This window comes from Streptomyces sp. SID12488, assembly GCF_010548275.1.
GTDB lineage: Bacteria > Actinomycetota > Actinomycetes > Streptomycetales > Streptomycetaceae > Streptomyces.
Genome location: NZ_JAAGLT010000006.1, coordinates 153,181 through 171,980 on the forward strand (window position 1 = coordinate 153,181; position 18,800 = coordinate 171,980).

Consider the following 18,800-nt stretch of genomic DNA (forward strand, 5'->3'; position numbering starts at 1 on the left):
CCCCTGCGATGTCTTGAGAGAAGGAGGTCCTGTGTCGAGAACTGTCTTGGAACGTGGCCCGATTCGATCCCTTGTGAACGCGCTTCTCGCGGCCGTCATTGCGGCGATTTCGCCACGCACGGCACATGAGCTGCCTGCGGACGGACAAACGGGACCGCCGGGCTATCGTCAGGGCCTGTGGCCGGGTGTCGCGCCGACCCAGCGGTGATAGGCGTCCACGTCGACGTTGCTGCCGCACACGATGGTCACTACATGTCGGCCAGCGAAGCGGTCACGGTCTTCGCGGATGGCCGCGATGCCGAGCGCGGCCGACGGTTCGACGACAAGGCCGGCGTGGTCGAGGAGCATTCGCATGCCGGCCATGATCGACGACTCCTGGACCAGGACGGCATCGTCGGCGACCAGGAGCAGGTCGTCCAGGACGGCCGGGATCGGACGCCTGCCGGCCACGCCGTCAGCGATGGTGTCGGTCGAGTCGGTGGTGACGACACATCGGCGGCGCCACGAGTGTGTCATCGCCGGTGCGCCCAGCGGCTGGACGCAGATCACCTCGACTTCCGGCGCCAAGGCCTTCAGCACATGGCCCACACCAGTGGCCAGCGCCCCGCCGCCGAGAGCGATGAGGACAGCGTCGAACGACGGTACTGCGTCCACCAGTTCCAGGCCGATGGTCGCCGCGCCCTCGCAGGTCTCGATGTCCAGGCTGTCCTCGACCAGCCGAATGCCTTCGTGCCGCGCGATGGTCGACGCCCGCTCGCGCGCCAACTCATGGTCACCGTCCACCAGTTCCAACCTGGCGTCCAACGCGCGGATACGATCGAGCTTGGCCACAGTCGCGAAGCGGGATGCCACGACGGTCACGTCGAGCCCTCGGCCGCGACCGGACCAGGCGAGGGCCTGGCCAAGATTGCCCGCGCTGGCGCACACCGCTGCTCGTGCGCCGTTGTCGGCGAGCCGACTCGCGACCACCTCGGTGCCTCGGGCCTTGAAGCTGCGGACCGGGTTCGCCGTTTCGAGCTTGATGCTCACCGTGCACCCGAGGTCGGGCTCCAACGCCTCGCAGCGGTACAGCGGAGTGTCGAGAAAGACCGGATCGACCACCCGGCGTGCCGCCCGGATCCGAGCAGTGTCGAGGCGCGTCTCCTGCATGACACCGCAGCGTAGCCGCACCGGCGTTGTTCCCCCTCCGCACCGACTGCGGACAGGTGTACGTTCGCGCTCTGCGAAACTTCGGTGTCCGAGGCCGAAAGAGGGGTCATGGGGATTGAACTGGAGCTGCACGCGGAGCGGCCCACGCGCAGGGCGAGGTCCCGGGAGACCTTGCTGCGACACTCCTACGAGCACGGTGAAGCGTTGGCGAAGGCGCTGAGGACACTCGACCGGCACAATTCGGGCAAGCTGGGCTGGGTGGACCCCTACGGCGACACTCTGTTCAACGAGCAGGAAGCCCAGGTCGCCCGTCAGGAAGTCGACGCTCTGCAACAGCGGTGCACCGGCAAGGAGGAGAAGGCGGCCCTGCTTGACCTTGCCGAGCTTCTTGAAGCGTGTGTGGCGACGCCGGGCAGCTACCTGTGGTTCATCGGTGACTGACCGCTGGTTCGCATGGCCGCGTCATCGGGGTGCAGTGCCTGCACTCGCAGACCGGCTGTGTCGGGCAGGAACGGCAGCAGGCGACTCCCGATTGAAGTGGTGAATGGCAGGACGACCTGGGTGGTGGCCGCGAGGTCCCGCGGTGCAGGCAGGCTGGCCGCCGAGCTCCGGCCGTGGGCGCAGGTCAGCCATCCGCAAGCCGGATCGAGGCTGAATTCGCCGACACCGGGGCAGTCGGAAAGGCAGAGACCGTCAAGCGAGCGTGCCGCAAGTCAACTAGGGAGATCAGCGCATGGAAGGCCCAGAGCATACGGAGAACCACGGGAAACGAACCCTGGCGACGCGTGCAGCCGGACTCACCGAGACACTGGAAGCCATCAAGACCGGGGCCTACCTCGTCGACGAGCAAGGCCGCATCCTGGCCGTCAACACCCGCACCGAGCGGTTTCTGGACCGGCCGGCCGGAGATCTTCTCGGCCATGACGCGCACGACCTACTGCACCGGGACGCCCACGGCCACCCGTTGCCCCGGACCCAATGCCGTATGCGGCAGGCTTTCCACGCGGGACGCACCGCTCAGGCCGACGAAGACTACTTCGTACGCGGGGACGGCTCCCTGCTGCCCATCTCGTGGCTGATAACTCCCTTCGACCTCGCTGACCATGAACCCAGCACGCTCGTCCTCTTCCAACCCCGGCATCTGCGGGGACCCGACTCTGCCCCGCAGCCGGCGACCACACTCCTGCCAGAACTCGAACGCCTCACCCTGCTGGCCGCGACCACCACACAACTGACCTCCACTCTCGATGCCGAAGAGGCACTGCGGCGGCTGGTGGCCCTGGTGGTGCCCCGACTGGCGGACTGGGCCATCATCGACCTGATCACGGAGCGCGACGAGGTGTGGCGTACTGTCGTCGCCGAGATGGACGGTGAGGACCTGGTGCACCACGAGGAGCTGCAGGGACCGATGCCACCGATCCCCGAGGAGTCCCCGATGCCCTTGTCCCGGGCCCTGCGCGGGGTCGCTTCGACTCTGGCCGGCCCGCAGACCTACCAGGGGCCACCGGATTCCGGCATCGCGGTCGAACAGCGCCGCCTGTTCGACGCCACGGGCATTCACTCAGCGGCCATCGCCCCCATCCGCAGCACCCGTGCGGTCCTCGGAGCACTGACCCTGGGCCGCGCCAAGCAGCCGGGAGACTTCGGCACGCCCGATCTCCCCCTGATCGAGGACATCGCCCGCCGCGCCGGCCTCGCCCTGGACAACGCGCGCCTCTACCAGCGCCAGCGCAAGGTCGCCGAGACCATGCAGAACCACCTGCTGCCCCAGATGCCACACGTGCCCGGGTTGCAGATGACGGTCCGCTACCTGCCCGCGCCCGACGCGTCACAGGTCGGGGGCGACTGGTACGACGCCTTCTCCCTGGCCGACGGCGCCACCGCGCTGGCCATCGGCGACGTCGTCGGCCACGACCTGGAGGCCGCGGCCGGCATGGCGCAGGTGCGCAACATGCTCCGCGCCTACGCCTGGGCCTTGCGACAGCCCCCCAGCCAGATCGTCGAACGCCTCGACGAGGCGGTCCTGCACATCACCGACGTCGCCATGGCCACCATGATCCTCGCCCGGCTCGAAGAGACCCACGACGGCCAATGGAAGCTGTCCTGGACCAACGCCGGCCACCCGCCGCCGCTGTTGATCAGCCACGACGGCCTGGCCGACTATCTCACCAACGGACACGGCATTCTGCTGGGCACCGGATCCAACAAGCCCCGCACCGACGCCAGCGTCCTGCTGCCGCCCGGCTCCACCCTCCTGCTGTACACCGACGGCCTGATCGAAGAGCCCGGCCACACCCTCGACGAGGGCCTGCACCGGCTGCGCCAGCACGCCGCCGCCCTCGCCCACCGTCCACTGGCGTCCTTCACCGATCAGTTGCTGCAACGGGTCCGCCCCCTTGCCAACGACGACGACGTCGCCCTCCTCGCCTTGCGGGTACCCACCCGGACGTGACGCCTCCCGTGCACCCTTGGCGGCCACGTCAGCGGCTTCGCCCAGCCGACTCCTTCTGTCACCGATCCGATGAGTTTTGGCCGCGCGGGTGGTCTGCCGGTTGCTTGTTGACGTGGGCCTGGTGGTTCGCGGAGACCGCGTCGAGGTCGCGACCGTCGGTTGCGCAGAGGTCTACGGCGCCCCGACGGCCAGGGGTTCGATCTTCAGGATCGCTTCGATCGTCCTCAACGACCTGATCGACCAGTGGTTGTTGGAGCCGGCGGGGCCGAGCGCGGTCCGCTCACCCCCGGGCGCGGTCGGCGACGTGGTCCCGGCGAACCGGTCGATCACCGTCTTGATCCTGCTCGCATCCCGTGCGGGGTAAGGCTTCACGTCCCGCGGCACGCTGCCGACGGTGCAGCTGGTTGTTCCCGGTGCAGAAGGACGGCCGCGAGCCGCGGAGCTGCCCGGAGCCGGACCTGTGGATGGCCGAACTTGCCCGAATTCATGGCGGAGCGGTTGTTCGAACCGCTCGGCATGGTGGACACCGGATTCGAGGTCCCGGCCGCCCAGCGACACCGGTTCACCAACTACAACCGCACCGGTCCAACGAACAGTCTGGCCGGCGGACGGTCCCAATGGTCAGTGGAGCACCCTGCCCACCTTCCCTTTGGGCAACAGGGAGATGACTGGCACCGCCGACGACTGGCTCACGTTCGGTCGCATGCCCAGCAAGCTGTTCCCGGAGGGCCAGGGTTGAGGATCCGGTGGGTCGGTCGACATCGCGGCGATCGGTCCTTGACCCGTGCTGGGTCCCGGGTCAGGTTCATGGTTGGGTTCCGCGCCGGTTCGGGACGGCTTCGCCAGTGAGTGTGCTGACCAGTCGTAGTCGCGGGCAAGACGGCGCTGGTCCGTGAACAGGCCGGTTCAGGGGCTCACTTGTCTTGGTCAGGTCACCAGCCGCGACGCGGTCACCCACCGTCTGCGTCGGCACGCGGCGCGCTCTCCCACCGGCATGACCCTGGCCTCCTGGCAGGCCGCCGGCTCCACGATCCCCGGACCCGACCAGAACTCCGCCGAACAAGCGGCTCCGCCCGCCCGTACTATCTCTACACCGGGGACAGCCTGCACCAGGTGCGACCCGCACAGGACTCGATCAAGCCCTGCGGAACCACAGCCCAGCCCAGGTGCCCGCTCCGCGAGTTGCTTCACAGCTCGCGGACCAGCCCCGAGTAGCCCCGAGGAAAGGTCAGCATCATGCCTGACAGCAAGACACCCACCACCGAACTGACATCGCAATACATGGCGCAGGTGGGCAACGACCTTGAGCGCAACGCCAAGGAGCAGGACCGCATCGGCGCGGAGATCGACGCACTGCAGGAACAACTGCGCGCTCTGCAACACGACCACACCGTGCTGACGAACATGCGAAACGCACTCGGCGTCACCGACACCGCGACTCAGCCCGCCCCCGAAGCGGACGCAACACCCTCAGTGCCTCGGCAGAAGGCCACCCCGCAGTCCGGTGCCGGCAAGCGGGTGCGGGCGAAGAAGACCGCCACTGCACAAGACACCGAGGCAGTCAAGAAGCCCGCTGCCAAGAAGCCCGAGGCCGCAGCAAAGGCGACGGCCGCGAAGACGACCCAGCCCACTCTCGTCGAACTGATCCGCCGACACCTGACCGATCAGAGCGAACCCCGCTCCGCAGCCGAAATCGCCACCGCACTCGGCCAGGCGCACCCCGACCGCAACATCAAAACCACCGTCGTACGCACCACGGTCGAAGGGCTCGTCGCCAAGAGCCATGCCCAGCGCACCAAGCAGGGCAGCTCCGTCTACTACACCACCACCGACGCCCAGGCCCCGGCGGCAGCAGCCCCGGCCGCCGACGACCAGGCCGAGGTGAGCTGATCACCAAGGCACCATCCATGGGCGCGCCGTGAATCCGCAGCCGGTCAACGGCGTATCCAGCGCGGTGAGTTGTTGTGCAGCGGTGCCGTCCGTCGTTGACTGGCGGCGCGGACTGCCTGGCGCTGACCAACCCAGGCTCGCACCTGGGTAGAGATGAAGTAGGTGACGGCTTCGGCGATCTCGCGCGGGATCGCGGCCTGAACCTCGTCCGGCTCGACCATGCCCGGTCGTACGAGGTGACCGCCTACTGCGAACGAGTTGGCCAACGGGGCCCTCGACCTGCTCGGCATGACGGCCTACAGCTGCGGCGAGGCATGGGAGGACCACCCCCGAGGGCCGGCCCAGGGGGCGCCACTCGTGTTGGTCCTGGCGCTCGGACGCGGACGGGACCTCCGGCAGGTGTAGTTCCTTTCAGGGGATGTGCTGAGCTGCGAAGCCCTGAAGGCGGCGTCTTCCTGCTCAGGCGGCCACCACCCACCGGGACACCAGCACCGTCTTGCTGTTCGGTCACGCAGAACGCACCCGAGGGCCTGACACGCGGGGAGGACGAGGGGACACACAAAACCTGGGAGGCGCCACGTGGGCGCCTCCCAGGCAAGTTCAAGGGCGAGGAAAGCGAAAGGACTTGGGTTCATTGAGAGTGAATGAGAAGGAAGCCCTTTCATGGCCTCGCCAAGTGCAACGCTAGCACTCAGGCCGGGATCAAGTCGCGCAGATTTTCAAGGGTGATGATCCGGGAGTCCGGGTGCAGCCCCTCGGGACGTTCGAGACCGATGTACGTCACAGGCTCGTCCGGGACCTGCGCGCCGTCCCACAGGTCCACGTCCACCGCCGTGGTGCCGCTGGAGATCAGGTCGATCAGGTACCCCACCGTCAACTGCTCGCGCTCGACCACGGCGCGCACCAGCTTGGCCACCGACACCTGGTTCTCCTCGACCCGGTTGGCCGACGAGATGCCCTTCAGATACAGGTGCAGCCACTTCGCACGCCACCGGCCGTCGTCCTCGCGCCGGAAGGCCAGCGGCAGCGCGACTCGCCCCGTGCCGCGCAGCTCCGACTTCATCCGCACCGTGCGTGGCTCGAACGGCCGGCCCTTCTGCTCACCGTCGCGCAGCATGAAACCGAGGAAGGACTCCTCTACCTCCTCGAAGCCTTCCCCCGCGTAGATGTTGACCTGCGGAACGATGAACGTGCTGCGCACTCGGTCCAGGGACAGGTCGATGAACTCCGAGGCCCCGTCGGGTGCCTCGGTGACATCGCCCGAGTGCCGGCCACCGACAGCCGTGAGCGACGTGTAGGAGAGCCAGGAGTCGGTGCTGTAGTCGGCGTGGAGGAGCAGCGCCGAGAGGTCGTAGTCGGTCCGCGCCGCGGTCTCCTTCCAGTACACGAAGAAGCGCAGTCGTTCGCCGTCGACCGACGAGACCGAACCTCGCGGCAGTACGCCGAGCCCGGACGCGGTCGCCCTGCCGCTGAGCGGGAGCGCCACGTCAAGGACGTCGGGGTCGATCAACAGTCGGCCCGCCGTAGGGAGCCGACGGCGCGTCTCGGTGTCGAGGGCGGCGATCAGACGGTCGCGGTCCGGGGCCGGCAGGGGCGGCCGGTGGTCGGCTGAGACCCAGGCGCGACCTCGGCGGTTGACGAAGATGCGGGGCTGGTCGGTCTCCCGGCCCCGGTTGTGGAAGTGCTCACGGACCGAGAGGACGACCCGGCCGGAGACCTCGGGAGCGACCTGCACCGCGGCGGCCACCACCGCGTCCCGCTCCTCCTGGTCGGCGGCGATACGCAGCAGGAGGTCCAGGGCGCGGAACAGCTTGCCGGGAGCGGCCTTCAGCAGCCGCACCGCACCGAGTACGTCGAACTCGTCGAGCAGCTTCTCGACACGGCTGTCGAAGGACCGCGCCTCCTTCTCTCCCCGCGCCACGGCGAACACGTCCGCGGCGTGCGGCCAGCGCGGGTACTCGTGCGGGTGGAGACGCTCACCGAGCCGCTTGAAGGGTTCACGGTGCGCGTGCACATCGGCCAGCTTCGCGGGGTTCGCCGCGACCACCGCGTCGAGGCCCGCGAGCAGCGCACGGCGGGCAGGCCTCGAGAGTGCCCGGAACCGGGTCGGCTCCTGCAGCGTCACGTCACCGCCCGACAGCGCGCAGGCAAGCCGCAGCACATCCGTGACGGTGTCCAGCAGAAGGTCGGCTCCGACGGCGAGACGGGCCTCGTTGACGACCGCCCGATTCTCCCGGACGGGGATCGACTCCGGCTGGGGACCGAGCGCGCACTGCTCGGCGAGGGTCCTGAGGTCGCGCAGGTGGTCCTCGCCCAGCGGTGTCCTGCTGCCCGCCAACGCCAGGTACAGGTCCGTGAGTTCGCCCTCCAGGTCCCGCCCGAGGTGCAGGACGGTCACCCGGTCGCCCGCCGAGGCGATCAGCTCGTCCTGCGCCGCGAGCATCTCCTCGTAGGTGTGCTGGTAGCGGCCGTACGTCGGGAGGCTGAGCAGGTCCAGCACCCCGTGGGCAAGCTGGGTCAGCACGTTCTCACGCGACTTGTCGTCGCCGAGCGCCTTCGCCACGCACCGCGTCCAGAACTCTTCGGTGGCCGGCACGTTCGCCGGGAAGTCGATGAAGTACGAGTTGTGCCGGACGTGGTCGCCCACCATCTCGCTCACGGTGCGCAGCGTCCGCTTGGCGGTGTGCACGACCGCGGCCTCGGACAGCCCTGACAGCCGCTCGAGCAGCTCCGCCGAGAGCTTGAAGCCCACGGATGTCAGCGCAGCGTCGAACTGCCGCGCGGCGGTGGCTCCTTCGCCGGCGGAGCCCTTGGGAGCGGAGAGGCGATGGGTGTGCCGGATGACCAGCGATTCGAGACTGTGCGCCATTCGGGGATGATCGCAGAGGTGTGCGAACCGGCGCACAGGAGTTTTCTGCCCGCCACCCCCGGCTGGGCGCGTCGGCTCACGCTACGCCGTTCAGCACATCCGTCCTTGAGCCTGGCCAAAGACGCCACTGCCGCCCCATCAGCGGGCACTGCACTGCCCTCACCACGTGTCCTGGGTATGCCGGTGAGTGCGCCAGAGACGTCTGAGGGCTTCGAGTTCCGTCCGGGGGAAGTCCGCACCCCACTTGCCGCGGTAGCCGCTTTCGCCGTGCGCCCACGCGACCTCGTCGAAGCAGCGGATCACGGTGCGCGCGAGCACGCCGATGTCGAGCCGACTCGACCAGATCCCGGTTCCGGCGGTGTCGTGTCCCCTGCCGTCGGGCAGTTCCAGTACGCGGATCCAGATGTCCTCGCCGTCACGGTGGAAGATCCACCGGTAGGCGGTCGGTTCGGCTTCGAACTGGGCGCGGGTCTCCGTCTCGCCCGCGACGAGCCGGGCCACCGCCGTCAGGAACTCCTCGGGCGCGGCACTGATGTAGGACGCGGTCAGTTCGACCTTCGCCCGGTCATCCTCGACGACGCAGTCGGCCCACCCATGTGCCACCGGTGTCCAGGTGATGCGCATGCCGACAGTCACCCCTGCTCCCCGGCCCTGGGGTACCGGCCGTCGGCCGCCAGGGAAGTCATCTGCTCACCTGCCGCCGGCCTGGCGGTCGCCGAGGCACACCAGGCGCCGACGGCATGCGGCCAGGGCCGCGAGGTCCAGGTCGGCCCGACGTGGCCGCCCGGCCGGAGAGCGGCTGACACCGTCAGGTCCCGGTCGGCGGTCCGCCGGTTCCGTTCGCCGCCGAACCGGTCGCTGAACTGCACGCCGACAGACGTGTCGCGCCGGCAGCGGATCGACACGCGGGGCTTGCGATCGGTCTCGTCGGACAGGGAGGTCATGAGTGGAACTCTAGCCAACACCGCTTTAAATCGTTTCAATTCACAGCGAAACCACAGCCGTTGAAGGCATTGACTGGCCGAAGGCGGAACCTTAACCTCCGGGCAATCACATTGAAACCTTTCACCAGCCGAGGGTGCACCAATGTCCTGGGACCTGTCGCGTCGAAGACTTCTCCAACTCGGTGGCACCACGGCCGCCTCGGTAGTGCTGACCGGGCCTCCGGCACTCGCGGCCGACGGGCCGGGCGCCGCCAAGACTTCCGGCAGGCCACCCGTGCCGACCGGGACGCTGACCGATCTGCTCCCCCAGGCACTCGCCACGAGCGCCGGGCAGAACCCCCGGTTCAGCTGGCAGGTGCCCGACTTCTGCGCCGGCACCCTCCAGCGCGCCTACCAGCTGCAACTGGCCGCCGCTCCGGACGGTTTCGGCGATGAGCGGCTCGTCTGGGACTCGGGCAGGCGCAAGTCCGCCGACTCGACCGCCGTACCGTACGGCGGGCCGCCACTGCAGCCCCGTACCGCTTACTGGTGGCGGGTCGCCAGCTGGGGCGACAGGCGCTCCGCGTGGTCGGAGCCCGCCCTGCTCGCCACCTCGGTGGATGGGCAGTGGGAGGCCGAGCCGATCTGGGCGCCGGCCGGGCCGGTCATGAGCGACGGCGCCTTCGCCGCCCGGCTGAGGATCACCGCCGTGGCCGCCGGGGTGTGGTTCCGTGCCGCGAACACCTCCAACAACTACATGTGGCAGCTGCGCGCCGGCAGCCCCGGAGTCCTGCGCAAGCACGTCTGCGTGAACGGCACGTACACCGTTCTCGGCGAGGTCCGGCTGCCGTTCGCCGTCACCGTCGGGGACTGGGTCGACCTCGCTGTCACCATGGCGGGCTCCACCTTCACCACGACCGTGAACGGCACCGTCGTCGACATCACCACCGACGCCCGCTACGCCTCCGGCAACATCGGCCTGCGCAACGGCCTGACCGAGTCACAGGTCTACGACCGGATCACGTTCACCGCCGCCGACGCAACCGTCCTCCTCGACGACGACTTCGCCTCCGACAAGGGCGCCTTCTCCGTCGGCACGGTCTCCGGCGGCACGCTGACCTTCCCCACCGGCGCCGCCTCGCTGTCCTCCTACGGGGCCGACGACACCTGGGCGCTGCTGCGCCACGAGTACGCCACCACAGCGGGCAAGGAGTTGGCCGCCGCCGTCCTCTACGTCGCGGCCACCTCCCCGGACCCCGCCCGGCAGTACGTTGCCAAGGTGTGGAGCAACGGCACCGTGGTCGGACACGCCTCGGTGCGTTCCGGCACCGGGACCGCGTACCAGGCCTTCGACATCACCTCGACCCTGCGGGGCGACGGCGGGCCGAACGCGCTCGCCGCGCTGTGCTGGACCACCTCGCAGCAGAAGTTCCTGGCCCAGCTGGAGGTCACGTACACCGACGGCAGCCGGTCCACCGTCGCCTCGGGTGACCACTGGAAGGCGCGCCGCCAGGCCGGGTTGCTGCCTGCGAAGGGCAGTGCGGGCAGCAGCTACTACACCGTCCCCCAGGAGTACTGGGACCTGCGGCGGGAACCCGTCGGCTGGACCGCACCCGGCTTCGACGACGGCGACTGGGACACTCCCGTCGTCCGCACCGCGATCAGCGGTCTCGTCCCGGCGCCGATCGAGCCGCCGCGGCTGCACGATGTCATCCCTGCCTCCGTCACCAAGGTCGCCGACGGCCGCTGGCTGGTGGACCTCGGCCGGGAGATCGTCGGCGGGCTGGCCCTGGGGGTCACCGGTAGCGCGGGCGACACCGTCGAGGTCAGACTCGGCGAGGAACTCAACTCCGACGGCACCGTCAAATATCAGCTGCGCGCCACCAACACCTACCGCGAGGTGTGGACCCTGCGCGACGGCGGCCAGTCCTTCGAGCACTGGGGTTACCGCGGTTTCCGCTGGGCCGAACTGCGCACGACGCTCGACCTGTCAGGTGCCGTCGTCACCGGGCGTGCCTGGCGCCTCGACTGGGACGACAGCGACTCCTCCTTCAGCAGCTCCGACCCGGACCTCGACCGGGTCTGGGAGTTGTGCCGGTACTCGATCGAGGCCACCCGGGGCGATCTCTACACCGACACCCCGACCCGGGAACGCGGCCCCTACGAGGGCGACGCGCTGATCAACCAGCTCTCCGAGTACGGCGTCCAGCGCTCCTTCGCCCTGGCCCGCTGGTCCAACGACTACCTGGTCCGCAAGGGCACCTGGCCCACCGAGTACAGGCTGATGTGCGCACTGTCCGCCTGGGAGGACTACCTGGCCACCGGCGACGACCGGCAGCTCGCCAAGGACTACGACCTGCTCGCCGCGAAGAACCTCACCGCCTATCTGGACTCCCAGGGCCTGGTCCGCAAGGCGCCCGGCAGCAGCAGCCAGGACCTGGGGGACCTCGTCGACTGGCCGACCGCCAGCCGCGACGGCTACGTCTTCACGAACGTCAACACCGTCGTCAACGCCTTCCAGTACGCGGCCTTCGACGCCCTGGCCAACTGTGCCGCGGCGCTCGGCAAGGACGACGACGCGACAGCCCTGCGCGTACGCGCCGACACCCTCGCCACCGCCATGCGCGCCACCCTGCTCGACAGCGCGGGCGGCCGGTTCCTCGACGGCGAGGGCACCACGCACAGCGCCCAGCACGCCACCGCCTTCCCGGTCGCGTTCGGCGTCGCGGACTCCCTCGACGCCGAGGCGCGCACCCGGCTCGGGGACACACTCGCGGCAGGCGGGATGCGGGTGAGCGTGTACGGGGCTCAGTTCCTCCTCGACGCCCTCTTCCGACTCGGCCGCGCCGACGCCGCACTCGCGCTGCTCACCTCCACGGCGACCAACTCGTGGCTGCACATGCTCGACGAGTTGAAGGCCACCATCGTCACCGAGGCCTGGGATCCCGCGCTGAAGTCCAACACGACGTTCTCGCACGCCTGGGCCTCGGCTCCGGCCAACGTGATCCCCCGGCACGTGCTCGGAGTCCGCGTCTCCGCCCCCGGAGCGGCGGAGTTCCTGATCCGTCCCAGGACCGGCGCCCTGACCGAGGTGACGGGCACGGTGCCGTCCGTGCGCGGCCCCGTCAAGGTCGCCGTGCACCGGTCGGCCGACGCCCACACGACCCGGGTGACGGTGCCGCCCAACTCCACCGCGGTGCTGGAGGTGGAGATCGGCGACGCCCACCCGTCGAAGTACCGGGTGACGGCGACGGCGCCCGGCGGACAGGGACGCGTACCTGTCAGGTTCATCACCGACCTCACCGGTACGGTGCTGCGGATCGGGCCCGTCGGCTCCGGCACGACGAAGGTCGAGCGCGGGACGTCCTGACGGCGGGGCTCCGTGTTCCGGCCCGAGGTTCCGGGAGTTCCTCCCGGCAGGGCACTGCGGGGCCGGGAAGCGATTGCTTCCCGGCCCCGCAGTGCCCCACAGTCGGAGTCACTCCGTCACTGGATCGTCCACGTCTGGTTGGGCTGGTTCAGCGCCATCCACTGGTCGATGGCCGCGCCGTTGGCCGTCGAGTCGTTGCCGACCTCCAGCGCCTGCCTGGACTCGAAGTTGCGGATGACGTACCCGCCGCTGACCTGCTCGAAGTACCACAACTGGTTGCTGCCGCCGCCGTAGGTGTACTGCTTCAGCGCCGTCCCTCGGTAGTGGCTCGCGTTCTCCATGTCCAGGACCTTGCCGCTGTTCCTGTTGACGATCTTGTACAGCTGTCCGCTCACCGGCACGATGTTCCACTGCTGGTTGGTGCCGCCGGTGCTCGGCCACTGGATCACACTCGCACCGTCCGCAGTGGAGTTCTGGTTCACGTCGGCCAGTTGCCCGCTGTTGACGTTCTTGATCGTGTAGTAGGTCGACGGGTTGACGTTCGGCGCCCCGGCCGCGTCCTCCACGGCGCCGCCGGTCTGCTGTACACCGAAGTCGGCGATGAAGAAGTACGCGCCGTCCGTTTTCGCGACCCGCACGTAGCGGAACTGCTGGCGGGCGTCGATGTCACCCGTGAACGTCGAGGCCGTCGGCAGGGTGGCGGCACCCTGGCGTCCCAGCACGGTGTAGGAGGCGAACGAGGGGTCGTTGGAGCCCCTGATCTCGAACTGACCGCGCGTCTCGGGCTGATCGATGTCCTGGCGAGTCGTCAGGGAGAACTGCCCGAGCTGGTAGGCCTGCCCCAGGTCGACCTGCCACCACGCGGAGGAGTCGCTCCCGGTGGGAGACCATCCGGTAGCCGGGTCGTTGTCGTCGGCACGGGACGCCTCCCAGCCGGAGCCGTAGACCGAGGAGGCGGATGCCGGCCTGTTGTACGCGAGGTTGAGCTTGGCGGCCAGTCCCTGGTACGCGGGTTCCAGTCCCGAGGCCTTGATCACCGCAGTGCCGGACGTCGCGTTGCCGGAAAGGGTCATGTTGGAGCCGTTGCGGTTCTGGTTGATGAAACCGTCGGTGCGCGACAGCACGTTGTTCGAGAGGGTCATGTTGTTTGACCCCTCGTCCATGTAGAGACCGGACACCGCGGACCCGCACGCGGTCGGCGTACGCACCACGTCGTGTATGTAGTTGTTGCTGATCACTGTGCCGGGGTCGTTCGACAGGTGGTAGATGCCGGCGGTGTCGCAGAGCCGGTTCAGTACGTTGCCCAAGCGGTTGTACCGGACCGTGTTGGCGCCCAGCGCGTTGGCCGCCGACTGCCAGCCCCAGCCGAGGGAGATACCGGCCCAGGGGGCGTCGGTGATGTCGTTGTGGTTGATCGTGGTGCTGTTGACGAAGCCGGCGTTGATGCCGACGGTCCCCAGATAGTCCTGACCGACGCGGGTGATCAGGTTGTTGTTGACCGTGACGTTCTTGACGACCTCACGGGGGTCCTCCCCGGCCGGGGAGGACGGAGGGTTGTAGACGGTGTGGTACTCCACGGTCGGGTCCGAGAACTTCCCCACCATGATCCCGTTGCCCGCGACATCGTGGACGAGGTTGCCGGTCGCCGTACTGTTGTGGACGCCGTGGTCCAGATCGAGGGCGCTGGCCCCCATCTGCCTGAACGTGTTGCCCGTGAAGGACACCCGGTCCGCGTCCGCGACCTGGACCCCGGCCGGGGGGCGGTCGACGTACTGGTTGTTGGAAGGGTCGGCCGAGAGGTTGTAGAGCCCGCCCTGAGCGTTGAGGAGGCCGTTCGTGGACGCCTCCGTCCAGGTCGTCTGTGCGAAGGTGAGGCCGGAGAAGCGCAGGTCGTGAGCCGGGGCGTCGAGGCTGCCGCCCTTGACGTCGAAGAGTGTCTCCACCGTGGGTGCCTGGACGGCGGCCGTGGACATGTTCTCGCCGGGGCGCGGCTTGTAGTAGGCGGTCTGCGCGTCCTTGTCGACGTAGAACTCGCCCGGTTCGTTGAGAAACTCGTGGGCGTTCTCGAAGTGCAGGGCGGAGCCGTTGGACAGCACGGGGTAGGGGCGCGGGAAGAGTATGCCCGCCTCGTGGTCCTGGATCGACACGTTGGCCACGCCGCCGCTGGAGGTGAACGACTTGAGCCGCAGGTAGCTCTCGCCCCACTGTGTCTCCAGCAACATCTCGGTGCGGCTGAAGTTGTTCCAGTTGGAGATCTGCGAGCTGCGGACCTTGAGCAGCTTGTTGGTCTTGTCGCTGCCCTGCAGCTGGAAGTCCGAGCCGATGTCGGGGTAGCGCGCCCGGGTGGCGCGAGTGCCGTTGACGTACAACTGCCGGAAGTCGAGGCTGCCGACGGACGCCTTGTACTCCCCGTTGGCGGCGGCGGTCCAGCCGCTGATCGCCTTGCCGCCGCTGATCACGGGAGTCTCACCGTTGTACGCCTGGTAGATCACCGTGTGGCCGTTCGTCCCCGAGTCGGCCGTGCCGAACGTGATCGGGCTGGTGAGGGCGTAGGTGCCGCCGCGCAGGTTCACGACGATGTCGTCGGACATGTTCGTGTTGGCGCCCCGGACTGCGGACTGGGCGGCCTGGATGGTCTTGAAGGCGCCGGCCGTGCTGGTGCCCGAGTTGCCGTCACTGCCGTTGACGGGGTCGACGTAGAAGTTCGTCGTGGCCGCGTGCGCGGTCTGGGCGGGCAGCACTGTCGCACAGACGACAACCGCCGCCGCAAGCGCCTTGCTCAGCCCCGCACCGATGCGTAGGGGTCTCATCCGCGGTGTCCTCCTGCAGCCTCAATGGGTTATGAGTTGCATTTATCGGCCCAGAACACCGGGTACGTCAAGACGATGGGCATGAATCTTTTTCACTGACGTAACATGCGTGACGCACAGAACGACGAGCATATGCACCTTTTATGATAATTCCTGATTGATTTAGCCCTGGCCGCAAACACTCTCTACGCAAGTGACAGCCGATAGCCCGAGGCGCCGCAGGAGAATATAAGTAGTACTCATTTTGCTCCTCGTGCGGACTGCACGAGGAGGAGGAAGAGAGGCGGAAGTCGCCGTGCAGAGTCAGCTGTAGGTCGTGGATGCCGTCTCCGGGCGCGGTCGCGTCCGGCGACGGTCACCGTTGTCCACGTTTGACTTGCTCCTCGGGCTGAAGCCCGGGGATTCTGGCCTTCTCGTCCGTTGCTGTGCCGCTACGCGGCGCGGGGTCCGGTCGGGAATCCGTGGCTTCCTGCTTCGTCGCGCTGCGCCGGGACGAGTCCTGGTCCGACCTGCGCTCCACAGGCTGTCACCGCCACTCCGGCGGCCGTTTTCACGTTCTTCGCGGCATTGCGGTCACGGTCGTGGACCGTGCCGCAGGCGGCGCAGATCCACTCCCCGATGTTCAGGGGTACGGGGCCGTCCTTGACGCCGCACGCCGAACAGGTCTGGGAGGTCGGCTCGAACCTGCCGATCTTCACCAGGGTGCGCCCGTACCTGGCCGCCTTGTACTCCAGCACGGCCACGAACTGCGCCCAGCCCGCGTCGTGCACGCTCTTGGCGAGCCTGGTGCGCGCAAGTCCGTTGACCGCCAGGTCCTCCACACCGATCGCTTCGGCGGCGGACAGGGACGGAGAACCCGCGAGGCAGACCCCTGAACAGGCTGGGTGCGGATTGTTGAAGCGCTTCGACGCTGCCACCGGCCCAGCAGGCTGTCAATGTCACGAAGAGAAGAAAGTTTCTTGGCTTTCACCCCTCTTGTTACGCGAGAAACATGTCACTAACGTTCGCCGCCAGGTGAAGCGCTTCGACACTCGGAAGGAAAAGGGCAGCCGCCATGACCAATGAGTACAACCGCAGAAGCTTCGTCGGCGGAGCCGCCGCCTTGGCAGGGGTCGCCGCGACGACCCCCGTACTCTGCCGACGTGGTGATCGCCGCCTACCGCGAGCAACGTGACGCGATCCACGCGCACAGCGACCGGAATCCCCCGAGCGGCGTTCGTGTCCTTCGCTGCCCCTGGTGAAGGTGACGGCAGCAGGCCACAGCCGCGCCTGGCCGGGCGGACGCCTCATCGACACGTCCCTCGGCGGACGGCTGCGGGATCGCAGACACCGAGTGACCCGCGACGCCGACGGGCACCTCCTCGGCGTCGAACTCCACGACCCCGGGACCGGGCTCGCCGCGGAGGCGACCCCCCGCTCGCCGGACGGAGTACCCGTGCTCCGCGCCGAGGTGCTCCTGCGCAACGACGGGGAGGCCACCTCTGCCGGCCCGGGGCGACCCCCTGGCTCGCCCTGGCCCCGCGCGCGCCGGACACCACGCACCTCACGGTCTGGCGCCGCCCCGGCACCGAGGCCACCGCGGTCCTCCCCCTGCCACGCCTCCCCACCTCCTCGGCTCGGCGGCTTGGCCGCACAGGCCGAGGTGTTCTGCCCCACCGCACGGTGCCCGAGGCGTCCTGAGAGCCCACTCACCACCGGACCAGAGCGCGACTACCGCACCCACGAGAGGACTTGACCGAGTGTCAGACACGCAGCAGGCGGACGCCACCTTCCCCAACCCCGTCATCCCCGGCTTCCACCCCGACCCCAGCATCTGCCGGGTGGGCGACGACTACTACATCGTCTGCTCCAGCTTCGAGTACTTTCCCGGCATCCCCGTCTTCCACAGCCGCGACCTGCTGCACTGGACGCAGATCGGCAACGCCCTCGACCGGCCGAGCCAGCTCCGCCTGACAGGCACACCGTCGTCCGGCGGCATCTACGCCCCCACCCTGCGCCACCACGACGGCCGCTTCTGGCTGATCGTCACCAATGTGACCGAGGGCGGCGGCAACATGCTGTTCAACGCCACCGACCCCGCCGGGCCCTGGTCCGACCCGGTCCACCTGCCCGAGGTCCCCGGCATCGATCCGGACCTCGCCTGGGACGAGGACGGCACGTGCTGGTGCACGATCGCCGGGGTCTCGCAGGTCCGCATCGACCCGTACACCGGGGAGACGTTCGGACCGCCGCACCAGCTGTGGTCCGGTGCCCCCGGCGCCAAGGCTCCGGAAGCACCGCACCTGTACCGGATCGGCGACTACTGGTACCTGCTCATCGCCGAAGGTGGCACCGAGCGCTGCCACGGCGTCTCGATCGCCCGTGGACGTAAGCCCACGGGACCGTTCGAGCCGTGCCCTGACAATCCGATTCTCACCCACCGCGGCACCGACCACCCCATCCAGAACACCGGCCACGCGGACCTGGTCCAGCGGCCCGACGGCTCATGGTGGATGGTGTTCCTGGGCGTCCGGCCGGGCGGTGGAAGCCCGGGCTGGCACGTGCTGGGCCGGGAGACCTTCCTGGCGCCGGTCGAGTGGGTGGACGGGTGGCCCGTCGTCGGCGAGGTGACACCCGAACTGCCCGCGCCCTCCTGGCCGCTCGTCCCCGGCCCCGCCGAGGCGGCTCGGGACGACTTCGACCTCAGCGAACTGCGGCCTCAGTGGATCTCCGTACGCGACCGTCCGGCGGAACACTGCACCACCAAGGAACGGTCCGGCTGGCTGACGCTGCGCGCCCGGGGCGGCTCCCTCGACGAGTTGGACGTCGTGTTCGTCGGCCGCCGCCAGCAGCACCTGACGTGCGAGGTGCGCACCCGGGTCGACCCGGCGGAAGGCCGCGGCGGTCTCGCCGTACGTCTGGACGAGGAGCACCACTACGAGATCGAGGCATCCGAAGGAGAGGTGCGAGTCCTCAGCCGTATCGGACCACTGCGCACCGTCATGGGATCCCGGTCCGTACCCGCCGGGCCCGTGGTCCTCGGCGTCCGCGTGACCACCACTCCTCCCCGGGACGCACGCACCGGGCCCGACAACCTCACGCTCGGCATCGAGGAACCGGACGGCACGTTCAGCGAACTCGGCGCCCTCGACGGCCGCTATCTGTCGACCGAGGTGGCCGGCGGCTTCACCGGCCGGGTCATCGGCATGTACGCCGCGTCCGGGACGGTCCACTTCGACTGGTTCGAGTACGAGGCGCTCACCCCCTGAGCCGACGCCGCGTGCCCCCATCGGCCACGTACCGCGCCATCCCCCCACACCCACGAGCGGACCCCGCTCGGTCAACAGAGAAGGATCAA

The 18,800-nt window shown here is 68.8% G+C and carries 12 protein-coding genes and 1 pseudogene; 5 read left to right on the forward strand and 8 right to left on the reverse strand.

The genetic code is table 11. The features are described 5' to 3' along the window. Nucleotides 1-168: 168 nt before the first annotated feature. Nucleotides 169-1,149, reverse strand: a complete 981-nt coding sequence (locus G3I56_RS12390) for a pyridoxal-phosphate dependent enzyme (RefSeq protein WP_164408975.1) — start codon at nucleotides 1,147-1,149, stop codon at nucleotides 169-171. Nucleotides 1,150-1,257: 108 nt separating this feature from the next. On the opposite strand from G3I56_RS12390, the gene G3I56_RS12395 reads away from it, so the two are divergent. Together G3I56_RS12395 and G3I56_RS12400 are read left to right on the forward strand one after the other, a co-directional pair. Continuing rightward, nucleotides 1,258-1,590: a hypothetical protein gene (locus G3I56_RS12395; RefSeq protein ID WP_164408976.1), complete on the forward strand. Its 333-nt coding sequence runs from the start codon at nucleotides 1,258-1,260 to the stop codon at nucleotides 1,588-1,590. Nucleotides 1,591-1,882: 292 nt separating this feature from the next. After that, a complete protein-coding gene (locus G3I56_RS12400) occupies nucleotides 1,883-3,601 on the forward strand; it encodes a SpoIIE family protein phosphatase (protein ID WP_164408977.1) in 1,719 nt (572 codons plus the stop codon). A gap of 171 nt (nucleotides 3,602-3,772) precedes the next feature. Here G3I56_RS12400 and G3I56_RS12405 read toward each other — a convergent pair whose 3' ends face one another. Next, nucleotides 3,773-3,985: a hypothetical protein gene (locus G3I56_RS12405; RefSeq protein ID WP_164408978.1), complete on the reverse strand. Its 213-nt coding sequence runs from the start codon at nucleotides 3,983-3,985 to the stop codon at nucleotides 3,773-3,775. A gap of 852 nt (nucleotides 3,986-4,837) precedes the next feature. On the opposite strand from G3I56_RS12405, the gene G3I56_RS12415 reads away from it, so the two are divergent. After that, nucleotides 4,838-5,491 (forward strand): hypothetical protein, encoded by a 654-nt coding sequence (locus G3I56_RS12415; protein WP_164408980.1) that lies wholly within the window; start codon nucleotides 4,838-4,840, stop codon nucleotides 5,489-5,491. A gap of 44 nt (nucleotides 5,492-5,535) precedes the next feature. Here G3I56_RS12415 and G3I56_RS12420 read toward each other — a convergent pair whose 3' ends face one another. The 4 genes from G3I56_RS12420 to G3I56_RS12435 form a co-directional block, all read right to left on the reverse strand. Next, on the reverse strand, nucleotides 5,536-5,712 hold the full coding sequence (locus G3I56_RS12420) for a hypothetical protein (protein WP_164408981.1): 177 nt from the start codon (nucleotides 5,710-5,712) through the stop codon (nucleotides 5,536-5,538). 470 nt (nucleotides 5,713-6,182) lie between these two features. Continuing rightward, a complete protein-coding gene (locus G3I56_RS12425; RefSeq protein ID WP_164408982.1) occupies nucleotides 6,183-8,360 on the reverse strand; it encodes a TerD family protein in 2,178 nt (725 codons plus the stop codon). Between the two features lie 159 nt (nucleotides 8,361-8,519). Next, nucleotides 8,520-8,996 carry a hypothetical protein gene (locus G3I56_RS12430; RefSeq protein ID WP_343239928.1) on the reverse strand — a complete coding sequence of 159 codons (477 nt, stop codon included), beginning with the start codon at nucleotides 8,994-8,996 and terminating at the stop codon, nucleotides 8,520-8,522. After that, nucleotides 8,993-9,304 carry a DUF6228 family protein gene (locus G3I56_RS12435; protein ID WP_164408983.1) on the reverse strand — a complete coding sequence of 104 codons (312 nt, stop codon included), beginning with the start codon at nucleotides 9,302-9,304 and terminating at the stop codon, nucleotides 8,993-8,995. The genes G3I56_RS12430 and G3I56_RS12435 overlap by 4 nt, the downstream gene beginning before the upstream one ends. A gap of 142 nt (nucleotides 9,305-9,446) precedes the next feature. Between G3I56_RS12435 and G3I56_RS12440 the strand changes: the two genes are divergently transcribed. Next, nucleotides 9,447-12,653, forward strand: a complete 3,207-nt coding sequence (locus tag G3I56_RS12440; RefSeq protein WP_164408984.1) for a family 78 glycoside hydrolase catalytic domain — start codon at nucleotides 9,447-9,449, stop codon at nucleotides 12,651-12,653. Nucleotides 12,654-12,769: 116 nt separating this feature from the next. Here the strand turns inward: G3I56_RS12440 and G3I56_RS12445 are convergent, their stop codons facing one another. Further along, on the reverse strand, nucleotides 12,770-15,463 hold the full coding sequence (locus G3I56_RS12445; RefSeq protein ID WP_164408985.1) for an RICIN domain-containing protein: 2,694 nt from the start codon (nucleotides 15,461-15,463) through the stop codon (nucleotides 12,770-12,772). A gap of 431 nt (nucleotides 15,464-15,894) precedes the next feature. After that, nucleotides 15,895-16,296, reverse strand: a pseudogene (locus G3I56_RS12450) (RNA-guided endonuclease TnpB family protein); the annotation flags it as partial. A gap of 906 nt (nucleotides 16,297-17,202) precedes the next feature. Here G3I56_RS12450 and G3I56_RS12455 point away from each other — a divergent pair. After that, nucleotides 17,203-18,711 (forward strand): glycoside hydrolase family 43 protein, encoded by a 1,509-nt coding sequence (locus G3I56_RS12455; RefSeq protein ID WP_164408986.1) that lies wholly within the window; start codon nucleotides 17,203-17,205, stop codon nucleotides 18,709-18,711. The last annotated feature ends 89 nt before the right edge of the window (nucleotides 18,712-18,800 follow it).